Origin of the sequence: Microbacterium sp. NPDC077391, from assembly GCF_040686955.1 — a bacterium.
GTDB classification, from domain to species: Bacteria; Actinomycetota; Actinomycetes; order Actinomycetales; family Microbacteriaceae; genus Microbacterium; species Microbacterium commune.
Genome location: NZ_JBFBMI010000004.1, coordinates 281,961 through 306,823, shown reverse-complemented (window position 1 = coordinate 306,823; position 24,863 = coordinate 281,961). Strand labels below are relative to the sequence as shown.

Here is a 24,863-nt window from a genome sequence, read left to right as displayed (position 1 = left end):
TGTTGAGTTCTCAAGGATCGGACGCACCCGCACACCCACCCCATCAGGGCAAGAAGCGCAGGGCAACTTCACAATCGTATATCTCCCCGACCAGGCGGTCAAATCCGACACGCCGTAACGATCAAGGTGAAGACATCCACCGCCCCTCACGAGGCAGCCGCTCCAGCCTATCCCATCCGACGAGCATGTCAAATCGACAACACCCGAACCGGGAACCACACTCCCCGGGCCTAACAGCCCCTCCGAACCAACAAGTGACCCGAAGTGAAGGTGGGTTATCCGCTACTTGGAGGGGAGCCAGGCCCTTCAGGCCTTCCGCTCAACCGCTTGGGGCGAACAAGTAATAATTTACGCCCCACCCCACACCCCCGCAAATCCCCACCACCCCCCGGGCGTGTCGCACCCCCACCCGCCCCCACCAAAAACACCCACCACCAGCACAAAACCCTCTCCGGACCCCGAACACGACGGCAGCCGGCGCGGCGGCAGCCGGCGCGGGGCCGGCCCCGGAAACGCAAGAACCCCCGCGCCTCAGCGCGGGGGTTCTTGTCACGATGTGGACCTAAGGGGATTCGAACCCCTGACCTCCTCGATGCGAACGAGGCGCGCTACCAACTGCGCCATAGGCCCGTGAACAGAGTTCAGGTTATCACGCACTCAGCCGACTGCTCGACGCGCAAGCAGCTGACGCACGTGGGCTTCGATCTCGGCATCGTCCACGACACCCATCCCCGCGTACGGAGACGCCTCAGCGGCGGCGGGCGCGACGGGCAGCGAGGTGGGCGCCGGCGGAGCGAGCTCCTCGGCACGACGGCGGAGCTCGGCGCGACGGGCTGCCCGCTCGCGCTCCGCTCGAGCGTCGATCTCGGCCTGCGCGGTCTGAGCACGCGAGCCGGCGACGTTCACGAGCGGCTGCGGAAGCGGACGCGGCGTCCACACGGCGGGGCCCTGGTCGTGCAGCGGCGGCGACACGCGCTCGGCGACCGGCGCCGTCACGGGGCGCGCCAGGCGAGCCGCGCTCCGGCTCGCGACCTGAGCCATGCGCACCAGCACCGTCGTTCCGAGCGCAGCGAGGACGACTCCCCCGGCGGCCAACATCCAGCTGCCGGTGGCGACGATCTGCCAGATGCCGGCACCGAGCATCAGGAGTGCAGCGAAGACGGATGCTGTCGCCGCGAGGCGCGTGCGGCGTCGGGCCCGCGCCTGCCGCACGATCGGATCGCGACGTGTGGCGGCGAGCTCCTCGCGAAGACGCTCGAGCTGGGCGTTCTCCTTCTCCGCCTGCAGCCGCTTCGCGAGCCGCTGCTGGGCGAGAGCCGTGCGCGCGGTCAGCTCGAGGCGCACCTCGTCGGGGGTCTCACTCGTCTCGGCGAGGACCCGCAGCGCCTGATTGAGCCGGACGGCGTTGCGCTCGGCCGCGTAGTACTGGTGTCGCCCGCGCCAGCTGGGCACGAAGTAGAGCAGCCAGAGCAGCACGGCGGCGAGGACGATCACGCCCCCACTCAGCACCGGCCCATCCATGTTGACCACGGTAGCGCGCGGCTGAGCTCAGACGCGATCATTCCTGCGCGTGTGTCGCGCCCGTCAGCTCTGTCCCTCGTCGGGCGAAGGCAGCTCAGCAGCAGGCGGAACCTCCCCGTTCACCCAGCGGGAGAGCACCCCGCGGGGCACGTCCTCCTGCGTGAGAGCGAACGCGTGGTGATCGCGCCAGTCGCCGTCGATGTGGATGTAGCGCCGCCGCAGCCCTTCGTAGCGGAATCCGAGCTTCTGCACGACTCTCAGGCTCGCGCGGTTCTCGGGACGGATGCAGATCTCCACTCGGTGCAGACCGAGCTGGTCGAACGCGGCGTCGGTCGCCATCGCCACCGCGGTCGGGGTGACGCCTCGGCCCGCGAAGCGCTCGCTGACCCAGTACCCGATGGTCGCCGAGGCGAGCGACCCCCGCGCGACACCCCACATGTTGAGCTGCCCCGCGACCTCTCCCTCGTACTCCATCACGAACGGATACCCGGCGCCGTCACGATGCTGCTGCAGGAGCCGACGGATCGCCGCCCTCATGTCGAAGCCCCCGCTGCCGCCGGGGATGGTCGCCTCCCAGGGCTGGAGCCAGGAGCGGTTCTCGAGCAGCTCGCGCTGAAGCACCCTCGCGTCGCGCGGTCTCACCAGTCGCAGGCTCACAGACCCGTACCGCATCACGGGCAGGATGTCGTTCGACATCGTCTCCTCCCGATCAGAGATCGGCTGCGAACCGCTTGAGCCACGGGCGCAGCTCCTCGCCGAGATCGTCGCGGTCGGTGGCGAGCTGCACGATCGCCTTGATGTAGTCGGCACGGTCGCCCGTGTCGTAGCGCCGTCCGCCGAAGACCACGCCCACCACGCCGGGGCCCGCCGGGTCGGCGGCGAGATCCTGCAGGGCATCGGTCAGCTGGATCTCGCCGCCCTTGCCTGGTTCGGTGCGCTCGAGGATGTCGAAGACGGCGGCCGGCAGCACGTAGCGACCGATCACCGCGAGGTTCGAGGGAGCGTCCTGCGGCGACGGCTTCTCGACCAGGCCGTCCACCCGCACGACACCCTCGGTCTCGGTCGGGACCGCGGCGGCAGCGCCGTAGAGATGGATCTGACCGGGGTCGACCTCCATCAGCGCGATGACGGCAGCGCCGGTGCGCTCGTGCGTCGCGATCATCTCGGTCAGCAGCGGGTCCCGCTCATCGATGAGGTCGTCTCCGAGCAGCACGGTGAAGGAGCTGTCGCCGACATGCGTGCGCGCACGAAGCACCGCGTGACCGAGCCCCTTCGGCTCCCCCTGCCGCACGAAGTGGATGTCCGCGAGATCGCTGGACTTCATCACCCGCTCGAGGCGCCCGTGGTCGCCCTTCTCCTGCAGGCGCACCTCCAACTCGGGCACCGAGTCGAAGTGATCCGAGATCGCGTTCTTGTTGCGACCGATGATGACCAGGATGTCCTGGATCCCGGCGGCGACGGCCTCCTCCACCACGTACTGGATGGCCGGCTTGTCGACGACAGGGAGCATCTCCTTCGGCATCGCCTTCGTCGCCGGCAGGAACCTGGTTCCCAGGCCCGCAGCGGGGATCACCGCCTTCATGGTGCGCATGCCGCTCAGCTTAGTGGCCGGCTCCCTTCCCCGACCGGCGGGATGGCGGACCCGCCCCCGTATGATCGGGGCATGCGGAGCGAAGCAGAACAGCAGAAGCGCGCGCTGCGCGCCGAACTGCGCGAACGCCGTCAGATCCTGTCCCAGGCGCAGCGCGACGAGGCGGCCGCGGGACTCGCCGCCCAGCTCGACGCCCTGCTCGACGCGCACGGAGCGCGGTCGGTGTCGTGCTTCCTCTCCACCACGACCGAGCCGGGCACCATGCCGTTCGTGCAGGCCGCCGTGCGACGCGGCATCCGGGTGCTGCTTCCGATCAGCCGCGCCGACGGGCTTCTGGACTGGGCGGTCGCCGACGACTCCGCCCCGGTCGGCGAGGGACTGTTCGGGCTGCCCGAGCCGACCGGCGAGGTGCTCGGCCCCATCGCCGTGAACGACGTCGATCTGATGCTCATCCCGGCCGCCGCCGTCGACCGCGACGGCACGCGACTCGGCTGGGGTCGCGGGTACTTCGACAAGACCCTCGGCTCGATGGAGCGCCGCCCGCCCGTGTACGCGGTGATCTATGATTCCGAGGTACTCGATTCGCTGCCGCGCGAAGTGCACGACCAGCCGGTCGATGGCATCGTCACCCCGACGCAGACCATCACCCTGTCGCCCGCGCGGAACTGACAGGAGCATTCCATGCCCACCTACGCCTACGCCTGCACCGCGTGCGACCACCGCTTCGACGCCGTGCAGTCCTTCACGGAGGATTCGCTCACCCTCTGCCCGGAGTGCGGCGGAGCGCTGCGCAAGCAGTACGGATCGGTCGGTGTGACCTTCAACGGCTCCGGCTTCTACCGCACGGACTCTCGAGGAGCCGCTGGCGCCCCGGCTTCGGGTTCGGCATCATCGAAGGCGGAGACGTCGACGGCCGCCACCCCGGCGCCCGCGGCGACCCCGGCCTCGAGCTGAGGTCCCACTGTGAGAGGTAAGCGGATGATCCAGGGATTCAAGGAGTTCATCACCAAGGGCAACGTCATCGACCTCGCCGTCGCTGTCGTGATCGGCACGGCGTTCACCGCCATCGTCAGCGCGGTCGTGTCCAGCATCATCACCCCGCTGGTCGCGATGGTCTTCAAAGCCGACGATGCCGGCAAGTTCGGCTTCACCGTCGACAACATCTACGGCGACCCGGTGACCTTCCCGATCGGCGAGCTGATCTCGGCCGTGATCAGCTTCCTCGCCGTGGCGCTGGTCGTGTACTTCGTGTTCGTCGTGCCGATGAACACCTACAAGGAGCGCAAGGCCGCCAAGAACCCGGCCGTCGAGGAGGAGACCCTGCCCACCGAGCAGGAGCTGCTCATCGAGATCCGCGACCTGCTGCGTCGCGACGCCGGCATCCGCTGATCGCGTCCCGTCGATCGGACGCCCCGCTCGTTCGGGTCGGGCGTCCGATCCACTGGTTCGAGTCGGGCGTCCGATCGGCGGTCGACGGATCTCAGTAGTGAGGGGGGACCTCGCGCAGCATCCGCTCGTCGTTCGGTCCGCGCTCGCCATCGGTCGGGGCCGAGGGTGCGCTCTTCACGTGCGGCTCGGAGGTCGTGCCTTCCACGCGGGTCAGCTTCGCGCGGCGCGCGCCCGCGACGCGCACGATCCGCTGACGTTCGTCATCCATCGAGATCGAAGGGCTGGGTGTCGTTCTCGGCGCGCACCGCGTCCTCATCGATCCCCAGCACGGTCGCTATGCGCCGGGCGACGGTGGCGGGATCGCTGTACAGGTCGAAGGCGTGCACGCGCACATAGTGCCAGCCCAGCCGGCGCAGCACCTGCGGGCGCAGGCGCACGCTCTCGCGCAGCGACTCGCCGCGCATCTCGGCATCGGACTCGATGACGACCGCGCGTCCGTCGTGCTGCGCGACCAGCGGCAGCAGGCCGCGGTAGTCGACGTCGACCGAGGCGCCGAGACGGCGCAGCTCGCGGGCCAGAGCGAGGGTCAGCGGGTCGGCGAGATCCTCGAGACGCGCGTCGCGGCCGCGGGCGGCGAGTCCGCCGAGGATCGACATCAGGGTCGACGCGCCGTGCTCCAGCCGCCCCTCGTCGAACGCAGACGGGCGGATGCACGACACGATGACCATCGAGCGGCGCGCCCTGGTCATCCCGACGGTGAGCAGTCGCTCGCCGTCCTGCTGGGAGAGGTCGCCGAAGTCACTGAGCACCCGGCCGTGCTTGGTGAGGCCGAAGCCCAGCGAGAAGATCACGCGGTCGCGGCTCTCGGCGACGGACTCCTCGAGCGTGAGGACGGCGAACGGCTCGGCGGTGTCGCGGCTGACGAAGTCGGCGACGTCGGATCGTCCGGCGAAGGCGGATGCCACGGCCGCCCGCACCCGCTCCGCGTGCCTGCGGCTCGCGGTGATCACCATGAGGGATTCGGCCGGACGATGGATCGCGTGCTCGACGGCGAGGGTCACCACCCTGGCGACCTCGGCATCCGGGCTCTCGACAGCGCCCGAATCCGGGTCGGGCGCGCCCACTCCCCCCTCGACGTAGTCGACGGTGAGGCTGCCGCGCCCGAGATACGACCCCGCCCACGGCAGCGACACGATCTCGCCGCCGTAGAACGCGTCGTTGATGAGCTCGGCGAGGTCTTCGCCACCGGCTCGGTAGCTGCGGGTGAGTGTCATCACGGGGAAGAGCTCGGCGAGACGCTCGAAGACCGACACGTCATCGAAGTCGACCTCCGCCTCCCACTCCGGGTCGGGCACCGTGGCGACGGTGAACGGCGTGGGGCGCTGGGTCACCGGGTCGCCGAACGCGACGATCTGGCGTGCGCGGCGGATCGCCGGCGCCGTCTCGGCGAGGTTCACGGCGGCGGCATCCACCAGCAGCACGGCGTCGAACTCGACCGACTCGGGGATCAGCGGCACCTCGTACGGCGAGGCGATCCACACCGGTGCGAGCACGCGCGTGAGATCCGGGGCCGCGGAGACGATCTCGGCGGTGGTGGCCTCACCCGACTTGAGCGCATGACGCAGGTGCGCGGCCTGATCGGGCTCGTCGACGATCGCGATGCGCCACTGGCTGGCCAGGTTCCAGGCGAGCAGCGGGCCGGCCATCGCGGTGTGCGCCTCGTCGACGAGACGGAAGTCGCGCTCCAGGCGGTCGACGACCGCCGTGTTGGCACCGAGCAGCGACCGGTCGTCCTGCAGAGCGCGTTCGAGCAGCGACTGCCACCAGGCGAATTCGAGCTCGGCGGAGACCCGCTCCTCCGGCACGTGACGCACCGAGAGATCGGAGAGCAGTGGGCGCAGACCGAGACCGGCGAGCGCGTCGCGGATCTGCGTGCGCTCGACGAGGTTGTCGAACACGGCGGAGCGCGCGGCGAGGCCGGAGAGGGTGCGCACGAGACGCGCGACGGGGAGGGAGCTGAGCGGCTCGCGGCGACCCAGTGCGCGATCGAGATCAGCCAGTTCCGCCGAGACCCGCTGCCACGCGACATGCACATCGGAGAGTCCGAGCGGAACCTGCGGTGCGACCCCCGCCTCCACGTAGCGCTGCCACTGCGTGCGCTGCTGCTGGATGCGCAGCAGCGCCTCGTGCATCTCCGAGACGTGAGCGCCGGGGCGGACGTACTCGCGAGCGAGCTTCTTGAGCCTGCGCCGGTTGGCGGACGACATGCCTGGGGCGTCTCGGCGCGAGCCGTGCGCCTGGATCAGCTCGCCGAGCGGGCGTTCGAAGACCGTCGGGCTGAAGCGGTCGAGCGAATCCCGGATACCCTGCAGCAGCCGCACGTACTCGCCGAGCTCGTCGATCGTGCCGAACGGCCGCATGCTCGTCTGGGCGATCAGCTCGTACCCGCGCTCGAGAAGCGAGGGCACGGCCGAGCCGTGCAGCCGCCCCGCCAGCTCGTGTGCGTGCTGGGCGGCCTCAGCGCTGTCGAAGCTGACGCCGTACCAGGGTGAGTCGTCGGGGCCGAAACGGAACTCCCCCAGCTTGGCGGCACGGGTGAGGGCCTGCGCCGCATCGCTGCGGTCTCCGGCGAGCTTCTCGAGCGTGTCCATCGACAGGCGCGCCCCGGTCGACGGCGGCACGGGCAGCGCGGCGAGTCGAGCGAGCTCTCTGGTGGCGTCGAGGACGGATGCTCCGGTGCGCCCCACCGGCTCGCCCAGCGCCCCGCGGTAGTCACGGAGCACGGTGCGCAGACGAACGAGCGCCTCGTCGAGTTCGGCGGCCTTCGGCTGCGTGGCCTTCTCGCAGCGCGCGATCGCGGTGATGAGGTCGCGACGGGCGCGGTTCGGAGAGACGGCGAGCGCATCGAGACCGACGCCGGCGAGACGGTGCCGGACGCCGTCGAGCGTCGACCTGCGAGCCGAGACGACCAGAGCGCGACGACCGGAGCGCACGAGAGCGCCCAGCGCGTTGATGACGGTCTGCGTGCCCCCGGTGCCCGGCAGCGTCGAGACGACCAGGGAGTGCCCGGCGGCGATGCGAGCGAGCACCTCCTCCTGCTCGGAGTCGGCGTCGAGCAGAAGGCTCTCCGAGGCGGGGGCCCGGTCATCCGGCCCGGCCGCGGCGGGCAGCGGGCGGGGAGCGGTGACCTGCTCGCGGTCGCCGACGTGCCCGGCGAGCGCGTTGAGCACGGGATGGTCGAGGTCGACCATGTCGCGCACCATGGCATCGGCGACGTCGGCGAAGGTCGACACCACCAGGCGCGGGTTCACCGCGAAGGTGTCGATCGAGCGGGTCAGCGCCCGCAGCTGGTCGATCACCGGCTGCGGTTTGAAGATGCCGCCGTCGTACGCGAGGGATGCCAGGCCGACCGGGTCGAGCTCGAGCCCGAAGTGCTCGCGCGCGACGCGCACCAGCTCGGGGTTCACCTCGAAGCGGCCGTGCAGCTTCAGCTCGAAGTCGGCGTGATGACGGCGGATGGCCAGGGGACGCAGCAGCACGGGCGCGGCGAACTGCGCGCCGCCGATGCGCCATCGCGCGATCCCCACCGCGAGGCGCACGGCGTCGATGCCGCGCACCGTGCGCAGCTCGGTGTTGCGCGCGGTGATCCGCTCGGCCGCCATGCGCGCGGTGCGCAGCCCCACCTCGTCGCGGAACAGGTTGGAGAGAAGAGTGGAGCGGCCGGTGATGAACTGCGGCAGGCTGCCGGGATGGGCGCGGGAGATGTCGACGACGGATTCGGGCGCGTCGACGAAGCTGATGAGCGGGGATGCCCCGCCCAGATCTGCCGCCTGCGCCCGCAGGGTGGTGCGTCGTTCCTCGGCCGCGTGTGCGATGCCGACGCCTGTCGACGAGTCGCTGAGATCGCCGAGCGTCACTGCGACCGGCTGGGTCGCGCGCTCAGCATCCTTCGCCTCTCGTCGCCACACACGGCAAGCCTAGGCGCGACCGACGCGACCGGCGGTATTCCCGGCCGTTTCGCGACGATTCCGCCTGCTCCCGCGTATCTCCCTGCACAGCGCATCCGCCGGTCGCGGTTGTGCACCGGCTCCGCGATCGCCGCACTCCAGGGGCGGGGGCCGGGAGCAGGATGGGGGCATGACCTTTCGCTACGACTTCGCACCCACGCCGTTCGGCGACGCGCTCGCGGTCTTCTCGGATGCCGGGATCGTCAGCTTCGACCTGTCGGAGTCGGCGGATCCGCGGGTGCCATGGCTTCTCGAGAGCGTCAGCCGACGCATCGGCGAGATGCCGGTGTCGTCGCCCGGCGCCGCGGACGAGCTCACCCTGGCGCTCGACGAGTACTTCGACGGGGGGCCCGTGCGATTCGACGAGCGCTTCGCCTTCGACTGGAGTCTGGTCGACGGATTCACCCGATCCGCGCTGCAGGCCGTCTGCGGCATCCCGTGGGGCCAGACCATGAGCTACGGAGAGGTCGCGGTGATCGCCGGCAGCCCCGGTGCGGCCCGAGCCGTCGGCACCGCATGCCGGGTCACTCCGCTGTCGGTGATCGTCCCCGTGCACCGCGTGATCCGCTCCGACGGCACACCCGGCCACTACGGCGCGCATCCGGAACGCAAACGGTATCTGCTCGATCTCGAGCGCGAGGCGTCGGCCGCGCGGTCGTGATCCGGCCGCGCTGGGGCGCGGCGGCGGTCGCCTTCTGGGGACGAGGTGCCGAACGAAGCGGAGCCCGGCGTGTAGGCCGCCGGGCTCCGCTCCTGCCGCGCGAGGGACGCGGCGTTCGGGTATCTCTGGGGAGAGACCTAGTGATCCACCGCCTTCTCGGCGCCGAAGCCGGTCAGCGAGCGCACCTCCATCTCGGCGGCGAGGGCGCGTGATTCGGCCGTCTTCGCCGTGATCGTGCCGATCCAGCCGAGCAGGAAGCCCAGCGGGATCGAGACGATGCCCGGGTTGTTCAGCGGGAAGATCGCGATGTCGATCCCGGGGATCATCGCCTTGTCGTTGCCCGAGAACACCGGGGAGATCACGATGAGACCGATGGCCGCGAGCAGGCCGCCGTACATGCTCCACACCGCGCCGCGGGTGTTGAAGCGCTTCCAGAACAGCGAATAGAGGATGGTGGGCAGGTTCGCCGACGCCGCGATCGCGAACGCGAGCGCGACGAGGAAGGCGATGTTCTGCCCCTGAGCGCCGATGCCGCCGATGATCGCGAGCACTCCGATGACGATGACCGTGCGCCGGGCCACCTTGACCTCGCCGTTCGGGTCGGCCGTCCCCGTGCCGTCCTTGCCGCGCTTGATCACGTTCGAGTAGATGTCGTGTGCGAACGATGCGGCTGCGGTGATCGTCAGGCCTGCCACGACCGCGAGGATCGTCGCGAACGCCACCGCCGAGATGAAGCCCATCAGCAGCGGACCGCCCAGGGCCTGGGCGAGCAGCGGCGCCGCGGAGTTCACGCCGCCCGGCGCCGCAGCGATCCGCTCGGGTCCGACGAGCGCGCCGGCCCCGTACCCGAGCACGAGGGTCAGCAGGTAGAACCCGCCGATGAGCCAGATCGCCCAGACGACCGACCGCCGCGCCTCCTTCGCCGTGGGCACGGTGTAGAAGCGCATCAGCACGTGCGGCAGGCCCGCCGTGCCGAGGACGAGCGCCATGCCGAGCGAGAGGAAGTCGAGCGGGTTCGCGCCGTACTGCAGACCAGGGCCGAGGATCTTCTCTCCGCTGGGTGAGTTGGCGACTGCGCTCTCCAGCAGCGTGTTCAGGCTGAAGCCGTGCAGGGCGAGAACCCACAGCGTCATCGCGAGGGCACCGGCGATGAGCAGCACCGCCTTCACGATCTGCACCCAGGTCGTGCCCTTCATCCCCCCGATCAGCACGTACACGATCATGAGCACGCCGACGATGGCGATCACCAGCGACTGGCCGATCCGGTCGTCGATGCCGAGCAGCAGCGAGACCAGCCCGCCTGCCCCTGACATCTGCGCGAGCAGGTAGAAGAAGCAGACGGCGAGGGTGGTGAGAGCCGCCGCCATGCGCACGGGCCGCTGCTTGAGACGGAACGAGAGCACATCCGCCATCGTGAACTTGCCCGTGTTGCGCATCATCTCCGCGACCAGCAGGAGCGCGACGAGCCACGCCACCAGGAAGCCGATCGAGTAGAGGAATCCGTCGTACCCGTTCAGCGCGATCGCTCCGCAGATGCCGAGGAACGACGCGGCGGACAGATAGTCGCCCGCGATGGCGAAGCCGTTCTGCGTGCCGCTGAACGAACGGCCCGCGGCGTAGTAGTCGGCTGCCGTCTTGTTGTTGCGGCTGGCGCGGATCACGATGAACAGGGTGACCGCGACGAATGCGCCGAAGATCGCGATGTTCAGAACGGGGTCGTTCTGCACCGCCTCGGCGGCCAGATGGGTCGTCGTCATGCCTTCGCCTCCGCCTTCTCGAGCTCTTCACGGATCTCGGTCGCGACCGGATCGAGACGTCGGTTCGCGAAGGACACATAGGCCATCGTGATGACGAAAGTCGTGACGAATTGGCCGAGCCCCATGAGCAGGCCGACCGTGATGTCACCCCATACCCGCTGGCTCATGAAATCCGTCGCGAACGCGGCCAACAGCACGTAAGCGAAATACCAGATGAGGAAGAACCCGGCCATCGGGAAGATGAACGAGCGCTGCAGTCTTCTCAATCCCTGGAATCTGTCCGATTCCTCGACAGCGATGTAGTCGATTCCCGGAGCGGAATCGTGCGTCGTCGGTTGAGTCATGGGGCCTCCTTGCCACATGTCCGTCGTCCGCGTGAAGGAATTCACGCGGTGGTATCGTCGACGCTACGAAACGGGCGGGCCCTGTCGTCACCCCCGAAAGTTGGTATCAGTGCAATCGGACAATCACCGAGGGGTCGCCGACGACCCCGTGTCCGCCGGCGTGCGAGAACTCGCCCGTCGCACCCGCTTCCCGGTCGCATTCGGCGGGCTCATCGAAGACGGTGTCGTGCGGGTGACGAGCATCGTCGGCAATCGCACGCACAGCCTCGAAGGGCTGACCGTGCGGCCGGAGCGCGGGCTCGGCGGACGCGCGATGATCGAGCTCCGACCTCGGATGACGAGCAACTACCGCACATCGCAGCACATCACGCACGACTACGACGTGTTCGTGCTCGGCGAGGGTCTGCGCACCCTGCTCGCACTGCCGATCGTCGTCGAGGGACGCCCGCGGGGCGTGCTCTACGCGGGCGCGTGGGAAGAGTCGCGCGTCGGCGGCGTCACCACCGCGCCGGCGATGGCCGTGGCGCAAGATGTCGCGAACGAGCTGCGCATCCGAGACGAGGTGGAGCGGCGGATGCGATCGATGCGGCGGGATGCGGCCGTGCAGGGCTCGCACCTCGAGGATCTCAGAGAGAGCTTCGCCGAGCTGCGCAGCATCGCCGCATCGGTCAGCGACGAGAGGATCCGAGAGCGGATCGCCGCGATCGAACGACGCCTGGTGGGTGCATCATCGCCCGAGCCGCCCACGACGACGCAGCCGCTCGCGACCGTGCGACTGTCGCCGCGCGAGACGGATGTGCTCGCGCGTGCCGCGCTCGGCTCGACGAATGCCGAGATCGCCGCGCAGCTGGGATTGCGCGAAGGCACGGTGAAAGCGTATCTGAGCGCTGCGATGTCGAAACTCGACGCGTCCACACGCCATGCGGCGGTGGCGCGCGCGAGGCGCGCGGGCCTTCTTCCCTGACCCGCGAAGACATTTCGCGCGATGCATTCGAAATTTGAATGCGCGCGTCGATTGCGCACGCCTCAGGAATTGAAATACCTTATTCTCATGGCTCGAAGAATTGTGCACCAGCTGGTCGACGATATCGATGGAACGCTTCTCGAGGTGGGCGAAGGAGAGACCGTTCATTTCGCACTGAATGGAGTCGCCTATGAGATCGATCTGACGAATTCCCACGCGGAGGCGCTGCGCGACGCACTCGCCCCGTACATCGAGGCGGGCCGGCGCGCCGCCGGGTCCACCGCGACGCGCTCTTCCGCACCGCGACGCCGCTCGGCGGCAACATCCGAGACGGTCGAGATCCGTGAATGGGCGAAGAAGCAGGGCATGAAGGTCTCCGAGCGCGGGCGCATCGCCGCCGACGTGCTCGAGGCGTATCACGCCGCGCACTGAGCCCACGATATAGGCGGGCGGATAGACGACGCAGGGAGCCACCCTCCGGGTGGCTCCCTGCGTCGTCGTGCCCTCGACAGGATTCGAACCTGCGACCTGCCCTTTAGGAGAGGGCCGCTCTATCCGACTGAGCTACGAAGGCGCCAGACAAGTCTAGTCGCCGGCCTGAGCCTAGGCCGCCAGCGCGAGGTATCGCTCCCACACCGGGTCGCCTCGTTCCACTCCGCGCACCACCCACGTTCCGCCGTGCGGGGCTCGAGGTGTGCGATGCAGCTCCCAGCCCATCTCCTGCGGCGTGCGGTCGCTCTTGGCGTTGTTGCACCGCAGGCAGCACGCGACGAGGTTCTCCCAGCTGTCCCCTCCCCCGCGCGAGCGCGGCATCACATGGTCGATCGTCGACGCCGCCTTCCCGCAGTATCCACAGCGATGCTCGTCGCGCCGAAGCACTCCGCGACGGGTGACCGGCTGCCGGCGCGCGGCCGGGACACGCACGTACCGGGTGAGCAGGATGACCACGGGGCGGTCGAACCGTCGCCGCCCCGCGATGACGGGATCATTCTCGACCCGCTCGATAACGCTGGCCTTGTCGTTCATCACGAGCACCATGGCTCTCTTGAACGAGACCACCGTCAGCGGTTCGTATCCGGCGTTCAGGACCAGTGTGCGCATCGTCGTCATCCTCTCGATCCGCCGGGATGGCTTCCCGGCACTCTCGACTCACACGACGTCGACGGATGAGGAGGGGACGCGGATACAGCAAGAGGCGCTGTCTACAGACAGCGCCTCTTGCGCTCGGTCGGACCGAGATGGATCTGCGGGCATTGCCGAAGAACCAGACGACCGAGTGCATCCATGGTGCGGATGCCCGGTATCGAGCTCATCGGCTTCCTCCCGTCCGTTCGACGACGCGTTCAGGGTAACCCATCCGCGTGAACAGAGGATGCAGCGGTTCTGAACGGCTCCGATCAGCCGGCGTTGGCGCGGAGCCAGCCGATCGGCTCGACGAGCGACCCGTTGACCTCGACCTCGAAGTGCAGGTGGGCGCCGAAGGAGCGTCCCGTGTTGCCCACCTTGCCGATGAACTGCCCGGGCTCGACGGTCTGTCCGGCCTGCACGGCGCGTGAGCCGTTGATCATGTGGGCGTAGAGGGTGGAGACCCGCTTGCCTCCGACGACGGAGTCGATGACGACCGCCACGCCGTAGCCGAAGTGGCTCTCGGACGAGACGCGCACCACACCGCCCGTGGCGGCGAAGATCGGGGTGCCGGCCGGCGCGACCATGTCGGCGCCGTTGTGGCCGCCGCTGAGGGTGCGGCTGACGGAGTACGAGCCCTGCGGCAGCGGGTAGCGGACGGCGCCGGACCCCGCCGAGATGAGCTGAAGATCGGCATTGCTGATGCTGCCACCGCGGGCGCCGGAGCTGGCGGCGACGCGGGCTGCCGCGGCGGCGCGCGCCTTGGCGGCCTCTTCGGCCTTCTTCTTCGCGATCTCATCGGGAGTCGTCGCTGAGTAGGTGCCGCGCTCGAGCGGGGCACTCGTCGCCTCGGATGCGACCACGAGCGACTGCGCGTCATCGAATGCCATCTGCTGCAGCGTGGTGGCGGCGGCGCTCGGAACGGTCTTCGTGGAGGCCAGCGCGGGCAGAGCGACTCCGGCGACCAGCGCACCCACGGCGCCGAGGATGGCGACGGTGCGCATGGGCTTGACGCTCGAGCGGGCTCCGCGAGGAGCTCGCCGACGCTGAGGCTTCGGGGTGCCCGCAGGCTCGGTCGGGACGATTTCTTGGGCCAAAAGGGATTCCTCCTGCGCCTCCGCGCTTCGGGTAGCGCAGGCTCGTCAGCAATGTCGTTTATCGGGCACGTATGTCACACGGCACGTTGTGCGATCTCTTCGCGAAGACGACGAGCCAGGGAGGCGATCTTCGCGATTCGTCATCGGCGGGCTTCTTCTCCGACGACTCGACCGAGGTTACCGGAAGATAACGATTCTGTCACCCCGCGAACCTGGCAATCGGCTCCATCCGTCAAGGAAGTGGCCCTGATCAGCCATTCTCCCCGACGAGGAAGATGTGCGAGGCAAGCTCGACGGGAAGCTCGAGGCCGGTCTCGCTGCCCTCCATCTGGATGAGCACGTAGCCCTCGCTGTACCGGTAGTCGCCGCGCGCGCCGGGCATCACACCCGCGTCCCGCAGCTGCTCGAGCAGCTCGGGGCTGACCTGGGCGGGCTCGGCGAGGCGGCGCACCGTGCCCGTGATGGGGCCGCCGGCGGCATCCAGCTTCTTGACCAGGCCCACCACTCCGGATTCGAAAGCCGGCGTCTCGATGTCGCCGAGCTGGTCGAGTCCGGGAATGGGATTGCCGTACGGCGACTCGGTGGGGTGCCCGAGCAGCTCGACGAGACGGCGCTCGACCTGCTCGCTCATGACGTGCTCCCAGCGACAGGCCTCTTCATGCACGTACGCCCAGTCGAGACCGATCACGTCGGAGAGCAGCCGCTCGGCGAGCCGGTGCTTGCGCATCACGTCGACCGCCTTGCGACGGCCGTCGTCGGTGAGCTCGAGACGACGGTCCTCGGACACGACGACGAGACCGTCGCGCTCCATCCGCCCGACGGTCTGCGACACCGTGGGGCCGGAGTGCCCGAGACGCTCGGAGATCCGGGCGCGAAGCGGCACGATGTTCTCCTCCTCGAGTTCGAGAATGGTCCGCAGGTACATCTCGGTCGTGTCGATCAGGTCGGTCATTCGTGCCCTCCGAAGTTCTTAGGCAAGCCTACCTTCCGGCCGGTGCCGGAGCCGTCACAGGGCGCGGTTCCCGAGCGCGCCACCTCTACAATCGACCCATGTCGATCGAGATCCCCCGCGAACTCCTGCCCGCCGACGGACGCTTCGGCTGCGGCCCCTCGAAAGTCCGCGCCGCGCAGGTGCAGGCCCTCGCCGCGGCGGGTGCCGACCTGCTCGGCACGTCGCACCGCCAGGCGCCGGTGAAGAACCTCGTCGGCAGCGTGCGCGAGCGCCTCGCCGCGCTGTTCCGCCTGCCGGAGGGTTACGAGATCATCCTCGGCAACGGCGGGTCGACGGCGTTCTGGGATGCCGCGGCCTTCGGCCTCATCGAGCACCGCAGCCAGAATCTCGTGTTCGGGGAGTTCGGCGGCAAGTTCGCCAAGGCTGCCGCCGCACCGTGGCTCACCGCGCCGGACGTGCGCACCGCCGACGCGGGCTCGCTGACCGCTGCGGAGGTCGTGGACGGCGTCGATGTGTACGCCTGGCCGCACAACGAGACGTCGACGGGCGTCGCAGCACCCGTGCGACGGGTCGTCGCCGACGGGGCGCTCACCGTCATCGACGCCACCAGCGCCGCCGGAGGCATCGATTTCGACGTCGCCCAGGCCGACGTCTACTACTTCGCACCGCAGAAGAACCTCGGCTCGGACGGCGGACTGTGGTTCGCTGCGGTGTCGCCGGCCGCCATCGACCGGATCGAGCGCATCGCCGCGTCGGGCCGGTACATCCCCGAGTTCCTCAGCCTGAAGAACGCGGTCGACAACTCGCGGCTGAATCAGACCCTGAACACGCCGGCGCTCACCACGCTGCACCTGCTCGACAGCCAGCTCGAGTGGATCCTCGCGGCCGGCGGGCTCAGCTGGGCGGCTGCACGCACCGCGGAGTCGTCCGGGCTCCTCTACGACTGGGCGGCCGCCTCGGACGTGGCGACCCCGTTCGTCGACGACCCGGCGCACCGGTCGCCGGTGGTCGCCACGATCGACTTCGACGACAGCGTCGATGCGGCGGCTCTCGCGAAGACGCTGCGCGCGAACGGCATCGTCGACACGGAGCCGTACCGCAAGCTCGGTCGCAATCAGCTGCGCGTGGCGACCTTCGTGTCGATCGAACCGGATGACGTGCGCCAGCTGATCCGCTCGATCGAGCACGTGCTCGCACACCGAGGCTGAAAGCGGCTCGCTCGCCACACCACACCCGTGCACGACGCCCCCTCTGATCCGATCGGATCAGAGGGGGCGTCGTGGTCGAGGGGATCCCGTTCGGCACGGCGACCGCGTCGGTCACTCGGACTCGTCGGGGTCCTCGTCATCGTCGTCGGACTCGTCTTCTTCGGACTCGTCGTCGTCTTCGGACGCGTCGTCCTCGGACTCGTCGTCGCTCTGCTCGGAGGCGTCTGCGTCGAGGGAGTCGTCGAGCTCGTCGATGTCGACACCGTCGACATCGCCGGCGTGCAGGCGCGGCGAGACATCCTCGTCCGAGTCGTCCTCGTCCGAGTCGTCCTCGGGATGCTCGTCATCGGAGTCGTCGTCCTCGGAGTCGTCGTCCTCGTGCGAGTCGTCGACGGGGGCGTCGGCGGTCTGCGCGGCGAGCTCGGCCTGGTGCGCGCGGTACTCGGCGAGGCGCTCGGCCCACGGCACCCAGTCGGGCGCGAGCAGCGCGCCGTCGCCCGGCATCAGCTCGACCTCCAGCACCGTCGGCTCGGAGTCGTCGACCTGGGCGACCGTGACCGTCCAGAACCAGCCCGGATATCCGGGCAGACGGTTCTGGAAGCGCAGCGAGACCGCCCCGCTCTCCTCCACCGAGTACCCGGCAGCGGGGCCCACGGTCGTCGGCGGGGTGATCTCGTGCAGCGCCGCGAGCGCGAGCTCGCGCGCGGTCTCGGCGAGGGCGTCAGGCGTCGAGGTCATCAGCGACCTTGCGCAGGACAGCGGCGACTGTGCGGCTCCGGGTGGCGGAGGGGTAGCGGCCGCGGCGGAGATCGCCGCCCATCTCGTCGAGCATCCGCACGAGATCCTCGACGATCACGGCCATGTCGTCGGCGGGCTTGCGAGCGGCCTTCGCCAGGCTGGGCGGGGCGTCCAGCACCCGAACCGAGAGCGCCTGCGGACCTCGGCGACCATCGGCAAGGCCGAATTCGACGCGGGCGTTCTTCTTCACGGAGACGCCCGCAGGAAGGGCAGAGGCGTGCAGGAAGACGTCCTGGCCGTCATCGGATGCGATGAAGCCGAACCCCTTCTCGTCGTCGTAGAACCTGACCTTGCCGGTGGGCATGGGCGAACCTCACTGAAACACGGAGCGGAGACGTCGCGCGGCGGCGCGACCCCTCCAGCCTACCCGCCCCCTCGTGCCGCCAGGGGATACGCTGAGAGCGATGACCAAGCATGACGACACCAGCGCGCCGCAGACCGGGCGGCTCGAGCGACTCCTCGCCTTCACCGCGCTCGTCCTGGCTGCGGTGTCCGTGATCTGCTTCTTCTCGATCATCATCGGCACTGCCGTCGGCATGGATCAGTCCGCGTTCGGGCGAGGCATCTGGCCCTTCGTCGCCGGGCTGCCCCTGTTCGGCCTGCCGATCGCCTTCCTGATGATCATCACGCTGCTCGTGCTCAGCTGGGCTCGCAGGGGACGCGCGGGTTCCGGATCCTGACCATGAGCACACACGCCCGTCCGCTGGCTGACCAGCTCGCCTCGGCGAGCGACGCGCAGCTGGAGCGGGTGCTGCGTGAGCGGGCCGTGCGCCCCGACGTCGGGTGGACCGACTTCTTCGACGCCGCCGAGGCGCTTCTCGAACCCGCGTTGATCGAGCGCGCCCTGGCGCGTCTGAGCAGGGCCGAGGCGCGCGCGCTGCGCGCCGCAGCGCCGGATGACCGCGTCCGCCTCGGTGATGCCGCGCTCGGGCTGCTCGATGTCGACGGACGGATGCTGCCCCCGGTGCGCACGCTCGTCCAGGACCTGCCCGAGATCCCGGATGCCGAGGATGCGCCCTCCGCGCCGGCATCCGACGTCGACTCGGCGCGCGCCGCGGAGCGCGCGTTCGCGACGATCGGCGGGCTGGCAGAGCTGCTGCTCGCCGCCCGCACGACGCCGCTGGCGCTGGTGGCGACGGGGGCGCTGAGCGCCACGGAGAAGCGCCGACTGGTCGATGACGGAGACCTCGACGAGCTGCGCGACCTCGCCGAGCTCGCGGATCTCGCGCGGCCCGTCGAGCGGGAGCTGCGCCTCACCGCCGACGCGCAGCGCTGGCTGGATGCCTCCTTCCCCGAGCGCTGGGCGCACGTGGCCTCTCACTTCGCGCACTCGCTGGCTTCGGGCATCCGCGGCGCTGCGGCATCCGACTGGCCGCTGCTGCACCCCTGGGATCCGCACTGGCCGGCACGTGCCGCACACCTGCGCGAGCTGGCGTGGCGGATCGGACTGCTGGCCGGGGGGCCCGATGGGGGGTGGACGGTGCCGGAGTGGGGCGCCGCACTGCACACCGGTGAGCCCTTCGACAGTTCGGCGCTGCAGGCGCTGCTTCCCTCCGAGGTCGACCGGATCTTCCTGCAGAACGATCTCAGCGCGATCGCCCCGGGACCGCTGCAGCCCTCCCTGGACAATCGCCTGCGCACGATGACAGAGCACGATCCCGCGCAGGCCTCGTCGTACCGCTTCACCGCGGAGTCGGTCTCGCGCGCGTTCGTCGAGGGAGGCACCGAGGAGGGCATCCTCGCCTTCCTGCAGGAGATCTCGCTGACCGGCGTTCCGCAGCCGTTGGAGTACCTCGTCCGGCAGACGGCGGCGCGGCACGGCCTCGTCCGGGTGCGTCCGGATGCCGAGGGCGGCACCGTCGTGACGAGCGCAGACGCGCACCTGCTCGCGGCGATGGAGATCGATCGGAACCTGCGTCCGCTCGGTCTGATCCGCGAGGACGACGCGCTGATCTCGCGGGTCGGCGCCGAGGCGGTCGCCTGGGCGCTGACGGACGCCCGCTACCCGGCGACCCTCGTCGACCGCGAGGGCCGCAGCGTCGCCGCGAGGCGCGCTCGAACCGCCGACGCCGACGTGCAGGACGACAGCGGATACGACGTCCTGATCGCTCGGCTGCGCTCACACCAGGGTCCGGATGCGGATGCGGCGTGGCTCGACCGCGAGCTGGAGGCCGCCGTGCGGGCGAAGACGGTCGTGATCGTCGAGGTCGCGATGCCGGACGGCTCGCGACGCGAGCTCACTCTCGAGGCGTCGGGCCTCGGCGGCGGGCGCCTGCGCGGCAGGGACCGGGCTGCGGATGTCGAGCGCACTCTCCCTGTGCGCAGCATCGTATCGGTGCGGGTGGCGTAGAGCTGACCGGGTTCAGACCCCCGGCGTCGGTGCCAGGTAGACTGGTCTGCTATGTCTGATGGCCCCCTGATCGTCCAGAGCGACCGCACCGTGCTGCTCGAGGTCGCGCACGCCGACGCGGAATCCGCGCGCCACGAGCTGGCGATCTTCGCCGAGCTGGAGCGAGCGCCCGAGCACATCCACACCTACCGCATCACGCGACTGGGGCTGTGGAACGCCCGCGCAGCCGGGCACACCGCCGAAGACATGCTCGAGACCCTCGACCGCTGGTCGCGCTTCCCCGTGCCGCCGTCGGTGGCGGTCGACCTGCGCGAGACGGTGAACCGCTACGGTCGGCTCGTGATCGAGCGCGACGACGAGGGCCTGCTGGTGCTGCGCTCCACGGATCCCGCTGTGCTCGCACAGGTGGCGAACAACAAGCGCATCCAGCCGCTGCTCATCGGGCACCCCTCCCCCGACAGCTACGTCATCGACGCCTGGGCGCGGGGCCAGATCAAGCAGGAGCTGCTGAAGATCGGCTGGCCCGCCGAGGACCTCGCCGGGTACACCCCCGGCACCCCGCACGAGATCGATCTCGACGAGGACGGCTGGGCGATGCGGCCGTACCAGCGTCAGGCGGTCGACGCGTTCTCGAAGGACGGCTCAGGCGTGGTCGTGCTGCCGTGCGGCGCGGGCAAGACGATCGTCGGCGCCGGGGCGATGGCCGCGACCAGGACGACGACGCTGATCCTGGTGACCAACACCGTCTCCGCGCGGCAGTGGCGCGACGAGCTGCTCAAGCGCACCTCGCTCACTCCCGAGGAGATCGGCGAGTACTCCGGTCAGGCCAAGGAGGTCAAGCCGGTCACGATCGCGACGTACCAGATCCTCACGGCGAAGCGGAAGGGACAGTACGCGCACCTCTCGCTGCTCGACGAGATGGACTGGGGCCTCATCGTGTACGACGAGGTTCATCTGCTGCCTGCCCCGGTGTTCAAGCTGACCGCAGACCTGCAGGCGCGCCGCCGCATCGGCCTGACGGCGACGCTCGTGCGCGAGGACGGCCGGGAGGGTGATGTGTTCAGCCTGATCGGCCCGAAGCGGTTCGACGCGCCGTGGAAGCAGATCGAGGCGCAGGGGTTCATCTCCCCCGCGGCCTGCTACGAGGTCCGCGTCGACCTGCCGCCGAGCGACCGGCTCGAGTACGCCGCCGCCACCGACGACGAGCGCTACCGACTGGCGGCGTCGGCCCCGGCGAAGATCACCGCGGTGCGCGAGCTGATAGCGAAGCACCCCGGCGAGCGCATCCTGGTCATCGGGCAGTATCTGGATCAGCTCGAGAGCCTGTCGCAGGCGCTGAACGCGCCCCAGATCACCGGCGCGACTCCGATCGATGAGCGCGAGGAGCTCTACCGGCAGTTCCGTGAGGGCGAGATCTCCCTGCTGGTGGTGTCGAAGGTCGCGAACTTCTCGATCGACCTTCCCGAGGCATCCGTCGCGATCCAGGTGTCGGGCTCGTTCGGCTCGCGGCAGGAGGAGGCGCAGCGTCTGGGCCGGCTGCTGCGACCCAAGCAGTCGAACCACACCGCCAGCTTCTACACCCTCATCGCTCGCGACACGGTCGACCAGGACTACGCGCAGAATCGGCAGCGCTTCCTCGCCGAGCAGGGGTACAGCTACACGATCATGGATGCCGTGGACCTGGCGGCCTGAGCCACCGCACCGACCTCAGCGGCTCTCCGCGCCGGGCTTCACGCCGCAGCGCCAGCACGGCGCGGCAAGGTCGTCGAGCAGGGCCCCGCATTCGGGGCACACCTTCGACAGCCAGCAGGCGCTGTCGCCGCGCTGTTCATCGTCGACGTCGTCCATCAGGCGAGGCTACCCCCGCTGGGCGGCGGCGCCGGCGTTGCGGGCGAACCAGTCGAGGCAGAGGTCGGCAACGGCGTCCGGCGCATCGTCGACGATGAAGTGCGCGGCGCCGTCGACGAAAGCCAGGTCGAAGCGGTCGGCGTACCGATCGGAGCCACGACAGATGCGGCGGACCGTCTGCTCGGCGAACGGTCCGTCCTGACGACCGAACACCGCGAGCATCACGGTCGGCCCGACCGCGCCGGTCGACGACGTGGCGCCGTCGCGGTGGACGCGGCCCTGGCCTCCTGACCCCCGCGCCGAACACAATCAGCGCATGCAGGGGCGAAGTCACCATAATGGGGGCATGACTGATGCGCGAATCCTGGTCGTCGACGACGAGCCGAACATCCGCGACCTGCTCTCCCGAGGTCTCAGCTTCGCCGGGTTCACGGTGCGGACGGTGGCCAACGGGGCGGCCACCATCTCGGCCGTCCTCGAGGAGGAGCCCGACCTCATCATCCTCGACGTGATGCTGCCCGACATGAACGGCTTCAGCGTCACCAAGCGCCTGCGCGGCGCGGGCTTCACCGCGCCCATCCTCTTCCTCACCGCCAAGGATGACACGCAGGACAAGATCGAGGGCCTGAACTCGGGCGGCGACGACTACGTCACCAAGCCCTTCGCGCTCGACGAGATCGTCGCCCGTGCGCAGGCGATCCTGCGTCGCACGATGCAGACCGACGAGGAGTCGTTGATCCGCGCCGGTGAGCTGTCGATGGACCAGGACACCCACGACGTCTTCGTCGGCAAGGTGCCGATCGAGCTCAGCCCCACCGAGTTCAAGCTGCTGAAGTACCTCATGCTCAACCCGAACCGCGTGCTGTCGAAGGCGCAGATCCTCGACCACGTGTGGGAGTACGACTTCAATGGCGACGCGGGCATCGTGGAGAGCTACATCTCGTACCTGCGCCGCAAGATCGACCCGCACACCGAGGAATCGGTGATCCAGACCAAGCGCGGCTTCGGCTACATGCTCAAGGTCGGCAAGTCCGCGTAGCGGACCCCGGTCCGAGACCGTCATGGCAGGCGAGCCCGACTCCGTCACCAGGTGGTGGCGGCGGATCAGCCTGCGCGCGAAGGTCACCGGCGTCACCGTGGCCGTGCTCGCCCTCGGTCTGATGATCGCCGGCATCGGCACGGTGCCCATCCTGCGCGGCGCGATGGTCAACAACATCGACTCGCAGCTGCCGGCGCTCGCCACCACGGGTCAGGCGGAGCGCTTCTTCGACGTGTCGGCCGACGGCGGCGGGCTGCTGTTCGAACCGACCGAGGTCGCACCGCGCCCCACCGAGTTCATGGTCGCGTTCTACACGGCGAACGGCGAGTTCGTGGCCGAGGCCGGCGGTCAGGCATCCGGCCCTCGCCCCGAGTTCCCCGAGGTCTTCACCCTGCAGGACACCGTCGCGCAGGGCGACCAGGTGATCACCCTGAACGGCGACGACGGCGAGACGTACAGCGCGGTCGCCTCTGCGCAGTCGGCGCAGGAGCCTCAGGGCCTCACCTACGTGCAGATCGTCGCCCTGCCGCTCGACGAGGCCGACCGCATCGTGGCCACCTACGTCGCGGTGTACACCACGGTCGCCCTGGTCACCATCCTGCTCGCCGCGCTGCTCACCCGCGGACTCGTGACCCTGACCTTCCGCCGGCTGGGACACGTCGAGTCGACGGCCATGGCGATCGCCGCCGGCGATTTCAGCCAGCGCCTCACCGACCTCGAGCCGACCACCGAGGTGGGCCGGCTCAACTCGGCCATCAACACCATGCTCGATCGCGTCGACCGCTCCCTCGCGCAGCGCGACCGCACCGTGCAGAACATGCGGCGATTCATCGGCGACGCCAGTCACGAGCTGCGCACCCCGCTGGTGAGCGTGCGCGGCTATGCCGAGCTGTACCGGATGGGGGCGATCACCGGCGAGGAGGACACCGCGCGGGCGATGGAGCGCATCGAGAAGGAGGCGATCCGCATGGGCGTGCTCGTCGAGGATCTCCTGGCCCTCGCGCGCCTCGACGAGGAGCGCTCCAGGGAACTGCAGATCGAGCCGCTCGACCTGCGGCCCATCGCCCGGGATGCGGCCCTGGACCTGCGGGTGACCGCCCCCGGACGCACGATCACCGTCATCGACACCACGGCCGACGAACTCCCGGCGCCTCGGCTGCATGCGAAGGCGCCGATCAGCGCGCCGACCGCGCCGCCGACGAGCGTCGGGACGCCGCGTCCGGCGAACCCGCTGGCCCGCCTGCGGCGACGTCCGAAGACGGCGGCGCCCGTTCCCGAGATCGACTTCACCGAGGCGACCGATGCCCCGGTGCGCACGCCCCCCATCGTCCTCGGGGAGGACAACAAGGTGCGGCAGGTGATCACGAACCTGCTCGGCAACGCGCGCCGGTTCTCGCCCAGCGACAGCCCGATCGAGCTCGTCGTGGGGGCCGATCGACGCCGGGGCGTGGGCACCATCTCGATCGTCGACCACGGCGAGGGCATCCCGCCGCAGATCCGCGAGCAGATCTTCGAGCGGTTCTGGCGGGCCGACACCTCACGTGCGAGGGAGACCGGCGGGTCGGGCCTGGGGCTCGCGATCGTCGCGTCGATCATCGAATCGCTGCACGGCTCGGTCTCGGTCGAGGAGACTCCGGGCGGCGGAGCGACGTTCATCGTCGCGCTGCCGCTCGCCCCGAGCCGGTCCACTCCCGCGCATCTGCTGGAGGAGACGCAGCCGATCGAGCGCCTGGACCGCTGAGCATGAACCGCCCTGCACATCCGCGCCCCACGGTGACTTGTGCACGGATGCCGAGCAGCGGCGCCGTGGCGCATCGGGCATCCTCCTAGTCTCGAAACCCCATCGAGAGGAGACCCCATGTCCGTCTTCACCGTCGACACCGACGCCGTCCAGGCCGCCAACGGCGCCGCATACGCGACCATGGAACGGCTGCAGAGCGAGTCAGCCGCGCTCATGGCGCAGCTGAACCAGCTGCAGTCGTCGTGGACCGGCACCGCGGCCGCCGCGTTCCAGCAGTGCAGCGAGCAGTGGCGCGGAGCGCAGATGCACGTCGAGCAGGTGCTGGGATCGATCAGCGGAGCGCTCGGCTCGGCTGCGGCGCAGTATGCCGACGCCGACCAGTACTCGGCGAGCCTGTTCCGCTGATGCAGGCCTAGTCCACGCACGCAGAATGCCCCCTGCCGGAGGCAGGGGGCATTCGAAGCAGTGCTT

The 24,863-nt window shown here is 69.6% G+C and carries 27 protein-coding genes and 2 tRNA genes; 13 read left to right on the top strand and 16 right to left on the bottom strand.

Going from position 1 to position 24,863, the window contains the following annotated elements; genetic code table 11:
• Positions 1-557: 557 nt before the first annotated feature.
• From AB0O65_RS12475 to galU, 4 genes are all read right to left on the bottom strand, one after another.
• A tRNA-Ala gene (locus AB0O65_RS12475) sits at positions 558-630 on the bottom strand.
• 27 nt (positions 631-657) lie between these two features.
• Complete coding sequence (locus AB0O65_RS12470) at positions 658-1,521, bottom strand: hypothetical protein (RefSeq protein ID WP_363385502.1); 864 nt, start codon at positions 1,519-1,521, stop codon at positions 658-660.
• Between the two features lie 63 nt (positions 1,522-1,584).
• The gene (locus AB0O65_RS12465; RefSeq protein ID WP_363385519.1) at positions 1,585-2,193 is read right to left on the bottom strand and encodes a GNAT family protein; all 609 of its coding nucleotides are present in this window, start codon (positions 2,191-2,193) and stop codon (positions 1,585-1,587) included.
• A 37-nt stretch (positions 2,194-2,230) separates the two neighbouring features.
• Positions 2,231-3,103 carry a UTP--glucose-1-phosphate uridylyltransferase GalU gene (gene galU, locus AB0O65_RS12460; RefSeq protein ID WP_363385516.1) on the bottom strand — a complete coding sequence of 291 codons (873 nt, stop codon included), beginning with the start codon at positions 3,101-3,103 and terminating at the stop codon, positions 2,231-2,233.
• An 81-nt stretch (positions 3,104-3,184) separates the two neighbouring features.
• On the opposite strand from galU, the gene AB0O65_RS12455 reads away from it, so the two are divergent.
• The 3 genes from AB0O65_RS12455 to mscL are packed head-to-tail and all read left to right on the top strand — an operon-like array spanning position 3,185 to position 4,501.
• Positions 3,185-3,781 carry a 5-formyltetrahydrofolate cyclo-ligase gene (locus AB0O65_RS12455; RefSeq protein WP_071644790.1) on the top strand — a complete coding sequence of 199 codons (597 nt, stop codon included), beginning with the start codon at positions 3,185-3,187 and terminating at the stop codon, positions 3,779-3,781.
• Between the two features lie 12 nt (positions 3,782-3,793).
• Positions 3,794-4,066, top strand: coding sequence for an FmdB family zinc ribbon protein (locus AB0O65_RS12450; protein WP_071644786.1), 273 nt, complete (start codon positions 3,794-3,796; stop codon positions 4,064-4,066).
• A gap of 24 nt (positions 4,067-4,090) precedes the next feature.
• A complete protein-coding gene (mscL, locus tag AB0O65_RS12445) occupies positions 4,091-4,501 on the top strand; it encodes a large conductance mechanosensitive channel protein MscL (protein WP_071644787.1) in 411 nt (136 codons plus the stop codon).
• 91 nt (positions 4,502-4,592) lie between these two features.
• On the opposite strand, the gene AB0O65_RS12440 is transcribed toward mscL, so the two are convergent.
• On the bottom strand, positions 4,593-4,769 hold the full coding sequence (locus tag AB0O65_RS12440; protein ID WP_363385498.1) for a hypothetical protein: 177 nt from the start codon (positions 4,767-4,769) through the stop codon (positions 4,593-4,595).
• Entirely contained in the window at positions 4,762-8,376 is a 3,615-nt protein-coding gene (locus tag AB0O65_RS12435) for an AAA family ATPase (RefSeq protein WP_363385513.1), read from the bottom strand. Before AB0O65_RS12435 ends, AB0O65_RS12440 begins: the two co-directional genes overlap by 8 nt.
• Before the next feature lie 262 nt (positions 8,377-8,638).
• Between AB0O65_RS12435 and AB0O65_RS12430 the strand changes: the two genes are divergently transcribed.
• Complete coding sequence (locus AB0O65_RS12430; protein WP_363385495.1) at positions 8,639-9,169, top strand: methylated-DNA--[protein]-cysteine S-methyltransferase; 531 nt, start codon at positions 8,639-8,641, stop codon at positions 9,167-9,169.
• 137 nt (positions 9,170-9,306) lie between these two features.
• Here the strand turns inward: AB0O65_RS12430 and AB0O65_RS12425 are convergent, their stop codons facing one another.
• Both AB0O65_RS12425 and AB0O65_RS12420 read right to left on the bottom strand, forming a co-directional pair.
• The gene (locus AB0O65_RS12425) at positions 9,307-10,926 is read right to left on the bottom strand and encodes a sodium/solute symporter (RefSeq protein WP_363385492.1); all 1,620 of its coding nucleotides are present in this window, start codon (positions 10,924-10,926) and stop codon (positions 9,307-9,309) included.
• Positions 10,923-11,270 carry a DUF485 domain-containing protein gene (locus tag AB0O65_RS12420; RefSeq protein WP_071644793.1) on the bottom strand — a complete coding sequence of 116 codons (348 nt, stop codon included), beginning with the start codon at positions 11,268-11,270 and terminating at the stop codon, positions 10,923-10,925. Before AB0O65_RS12420 ends, AB0O65_RS12425 begins: the two co-directional genes overlap by 4 nt.
• Positions 11,271-11,379: 109 nt before the next feature.
• Between AB0O65_RS12420 and AB0O65_RS12415 the strand changes: the two genes are divergently transcribed.
• Both AB0O65_RS12415 and AB0O65_RS12410 read left to right on the top strand, forming a co-directional pair.
• Positions 11,380-12,234 (top strand): LuxR C-terminal-related transcriptional regulator, encoded by an 855-nt coding sequence (locus AB0O65_RS12415; protein ID WP_071644792.1) that lies wholly within the window; start codon positions 11,380-11,382, stop codon positions 12,232-12,234.
• An 87-nt stretch (positions 12,235-12,321) separates the two neighbouring features.
• On the top strand, positions 12,322-12,666 hold the full coding sequence (locus AB0O65_RS12410; RefSeq protein WP_071644791.1) for an Lsr2 family protein: 345 nt from the start codon (positions 12,322-12,324) through the stop codon (positions 12,664-12,666).
• A 68-nt stretch (positions 12,667-12,734) separates the two neighbouring features.
• On the opposite strand, the gene AB0O65_RS12405 is transcribed toward AB0O65_RS12410, so the two are convergent.
• The 4 genes from AB0O65_RS12405 to AB0O65_RS12390 form a co-directional block, all read right to left on the bottom strand.
• Positions 12,735-12,808: transfer RNA gene (locus AB0O65_RS12405), tRNA-Arg, on the bottom strand.
• Between the two features lie 29 nt (positions 12,809-12,837).
• Positions 12,838-13,335 (bottom strand): HNH endonuclease, encoded by a 498-nt coding sequence (locus AB0O65_RS12400; RefSeq protein WP_071644796.1) that lies wholly within the window; start codon positions 13,333-13,335, stop codon positions 12,838-12,840.
• A gap of 296 nt (positions 13,336-13,631) precedes the next feature.
• Positions 13,632-14,363, bottom strand: coding sequence for a M23 family metallopeptidase (locus AB0O65_RS12395; RefSeq protein WP_313480163.1), 732 nt, complete (start codon positions 14,361-14,363; stop codon positions 13,632-13,634).
• A 343-nt stretch (positions 14,364-14,706) separates the two neighbouring features.
• Positions 14,707-15,408, bottom strand: coding sequence for a metal-dependent transcriptional regulator (locus AB0O65_RS12390; RefSeq protein WP_191712865.1), 702 nt, complete (start codon positions 15,406-15,408; stop codon positions 14,707-14,709).
• Positions 15,409-15,506: 98 nt separating this feature from the next.
• Between AB0O65_RS12390 and serC the strand changes: the two genes are divergently transcribed.
• Positions 15,507-16,616: a phosphoserine transaminase gene (gene serC / locus AB0O65_RS12385; RefSeq protein WP_313480162.1), complete on the top strand. Its 1,110-nt coding sequence runs from the start codon at positions 15,507-15,509 to the stop codon at positions 16,614-16,616.
• A 111-nt stretch (positions 16,617-16,727) separates the two neighbouring features.
• Here serC and AB0O65_RS12380 read toward each other — a convergent pair whose 3' ends face one another.
• The gene (locus AB0O65_RS12380) at positions 16,728-17,354 is read right to left on the bottom strand and encodes a DUF3027 domain-containing protein (RefSeq protein ID WP_313480161.1); all 627 of its coding nucleotides are present in this window, start codon (positions 17,352-17,354) and stop codon (positions 16,728-16,730) included.
• Positions 17,338-17,718 (bottom strand): cold shock domain-containing protein, encoded by a 381-nt coding sequence (locus AB0O65_RS12375; protein WP_071640579.1) that lies wholly within the window; start codon positions 17,716-17,718, stop codon positions 17,338-17,340. Before AB0O65_RS12375 ends, AB0O65_RS12380 begins: the two co-directional genes overlap by 17 nt.
• Before the next feature lie 100 nt (positions 17,719-17,818).
• Here AB0O65_RS12375 and AB0O65_RS12370 point away from each other — a divergent pair, with 100 nt between their 5' ends.
• Genes AB0O65_RS12370 through AB0O65_RS12360 form a run of 3 tightly spaced genes read left to right on the top strand, consistent with a single transcriptional unit; the run spans position 17,819 to position 21,456 of the window.
• A complete protein-coding gene (locus AB0O65_RS12370; protein WP_071640578.1) occupies positions 17,819-18,094 on the top strand; it encodes a multidrug ABC transporter ATPase in 276 nt (91 codons plus the stop codon).
• Positions 18,095-18,096: 2 nt separating this feature from the next.
• Positions 18,097-19,764 carry a helicase-associated domain-containing protein gene (locus AB0O65_RS12365; protein WP_071640573.1) on the top strand — a complete coding sequence of 556 codons (1,668 nt, stop codon included), beginning with the start codon at positions 18,097-18,099 and terminating at the stop codon, positions 19,762-19,764.
• 51 nt (positions 19,765-19,815) lie between these two features.
• Entirely contained in the window at positions 19,816-21,456 is a 1,641-nt protein-coding gene (locus AB0O65_RS12360) for a DNA repair helicase XPB (RefSeq protein ID WP_071640570.1), read from the top strand.
• Positions 21,457-21,471: 15 nt separating this feature from the next.
• Here AB0O65_RS12360 and AB0O65_RS12355 read toward each other — a convergent pair whose 3' ends face one another.
• Together AB0O65_RS12355 and AB0O65_RS12350 are read right to left on the bottom strand one after the other, a co-directional pair.
• Entirely contained in the window at positions 21,472-21,612 is a 141-nt protein-coding gene (locus AB0O65_RS12355; RefSeq protein ID WP_177243770.1) for a hypothetical protein, read from the bottom strand.
• 9 nt (positions 21,613-21,621) lie between these two features.
• On the bottom strand, positions 21,622-21,921 hold the full coding sequence (locus AB0O65_RS12350; RefSeq protein WP_143187111.1) for a hypothetical protein: 300 nt from the start codon (positions 21,919-21,921) through the stop codon (positions 21,622-21,624).
• A 37-nt stretch (positions 21,922-21,958) separates the two neighbouring features.
• Between AB0O65_RS12350 and AB0O65_RS12345 the strand changes: the two genes are divergently transcribed.
• The 3 genes from AB0O65_RS12345 to AB0O65_RS12335 all read left to right on the top strand — a co-directional run bounded on the left by AB0O65_RS12345 (position 21,959) and on the right by AB0O65_RS12335 (position 24,797).
• Positions 21,959-22,651, top strand: coding sequence for a response regulator transcription factor (locus AB0O65_RS12345; protein ID WP_071640566.1), 693 nt, complete (start codon positions 21,959-21,961; stop codon positions 22,649-22,651).
• 22 nt (positions 22,652-22,673) lie between these two features.
• On the top strand, positions 22,674-24,392 hold the full coding sequence (locus AB0O65_RS12340) for a HAMP domain-containing sensor histidine kinase (protein WP_071640564.1): 1,719 nt from the start codon (positions 22,674-22,676) through the stop codon (positions 24,390-24,392).
• A 117-nt stretch (positions 24,393-24,509) separates the two neighbouring features.
• Positions 24,510-24,797 carry a WXG100 family type VII secretion target gene (locus AB0O65_RS12335; protein ID WP_071640562.1) on the top strand — a complete coding sequence of 96 codons (288 nt, stop codon included), beginning with the start codon at positions 24,510-24,512 and terminating at the stop codon, positions 24,795-24,797.
• Positions 24,798-24,863: the final 66 nt, after the last annotated feature.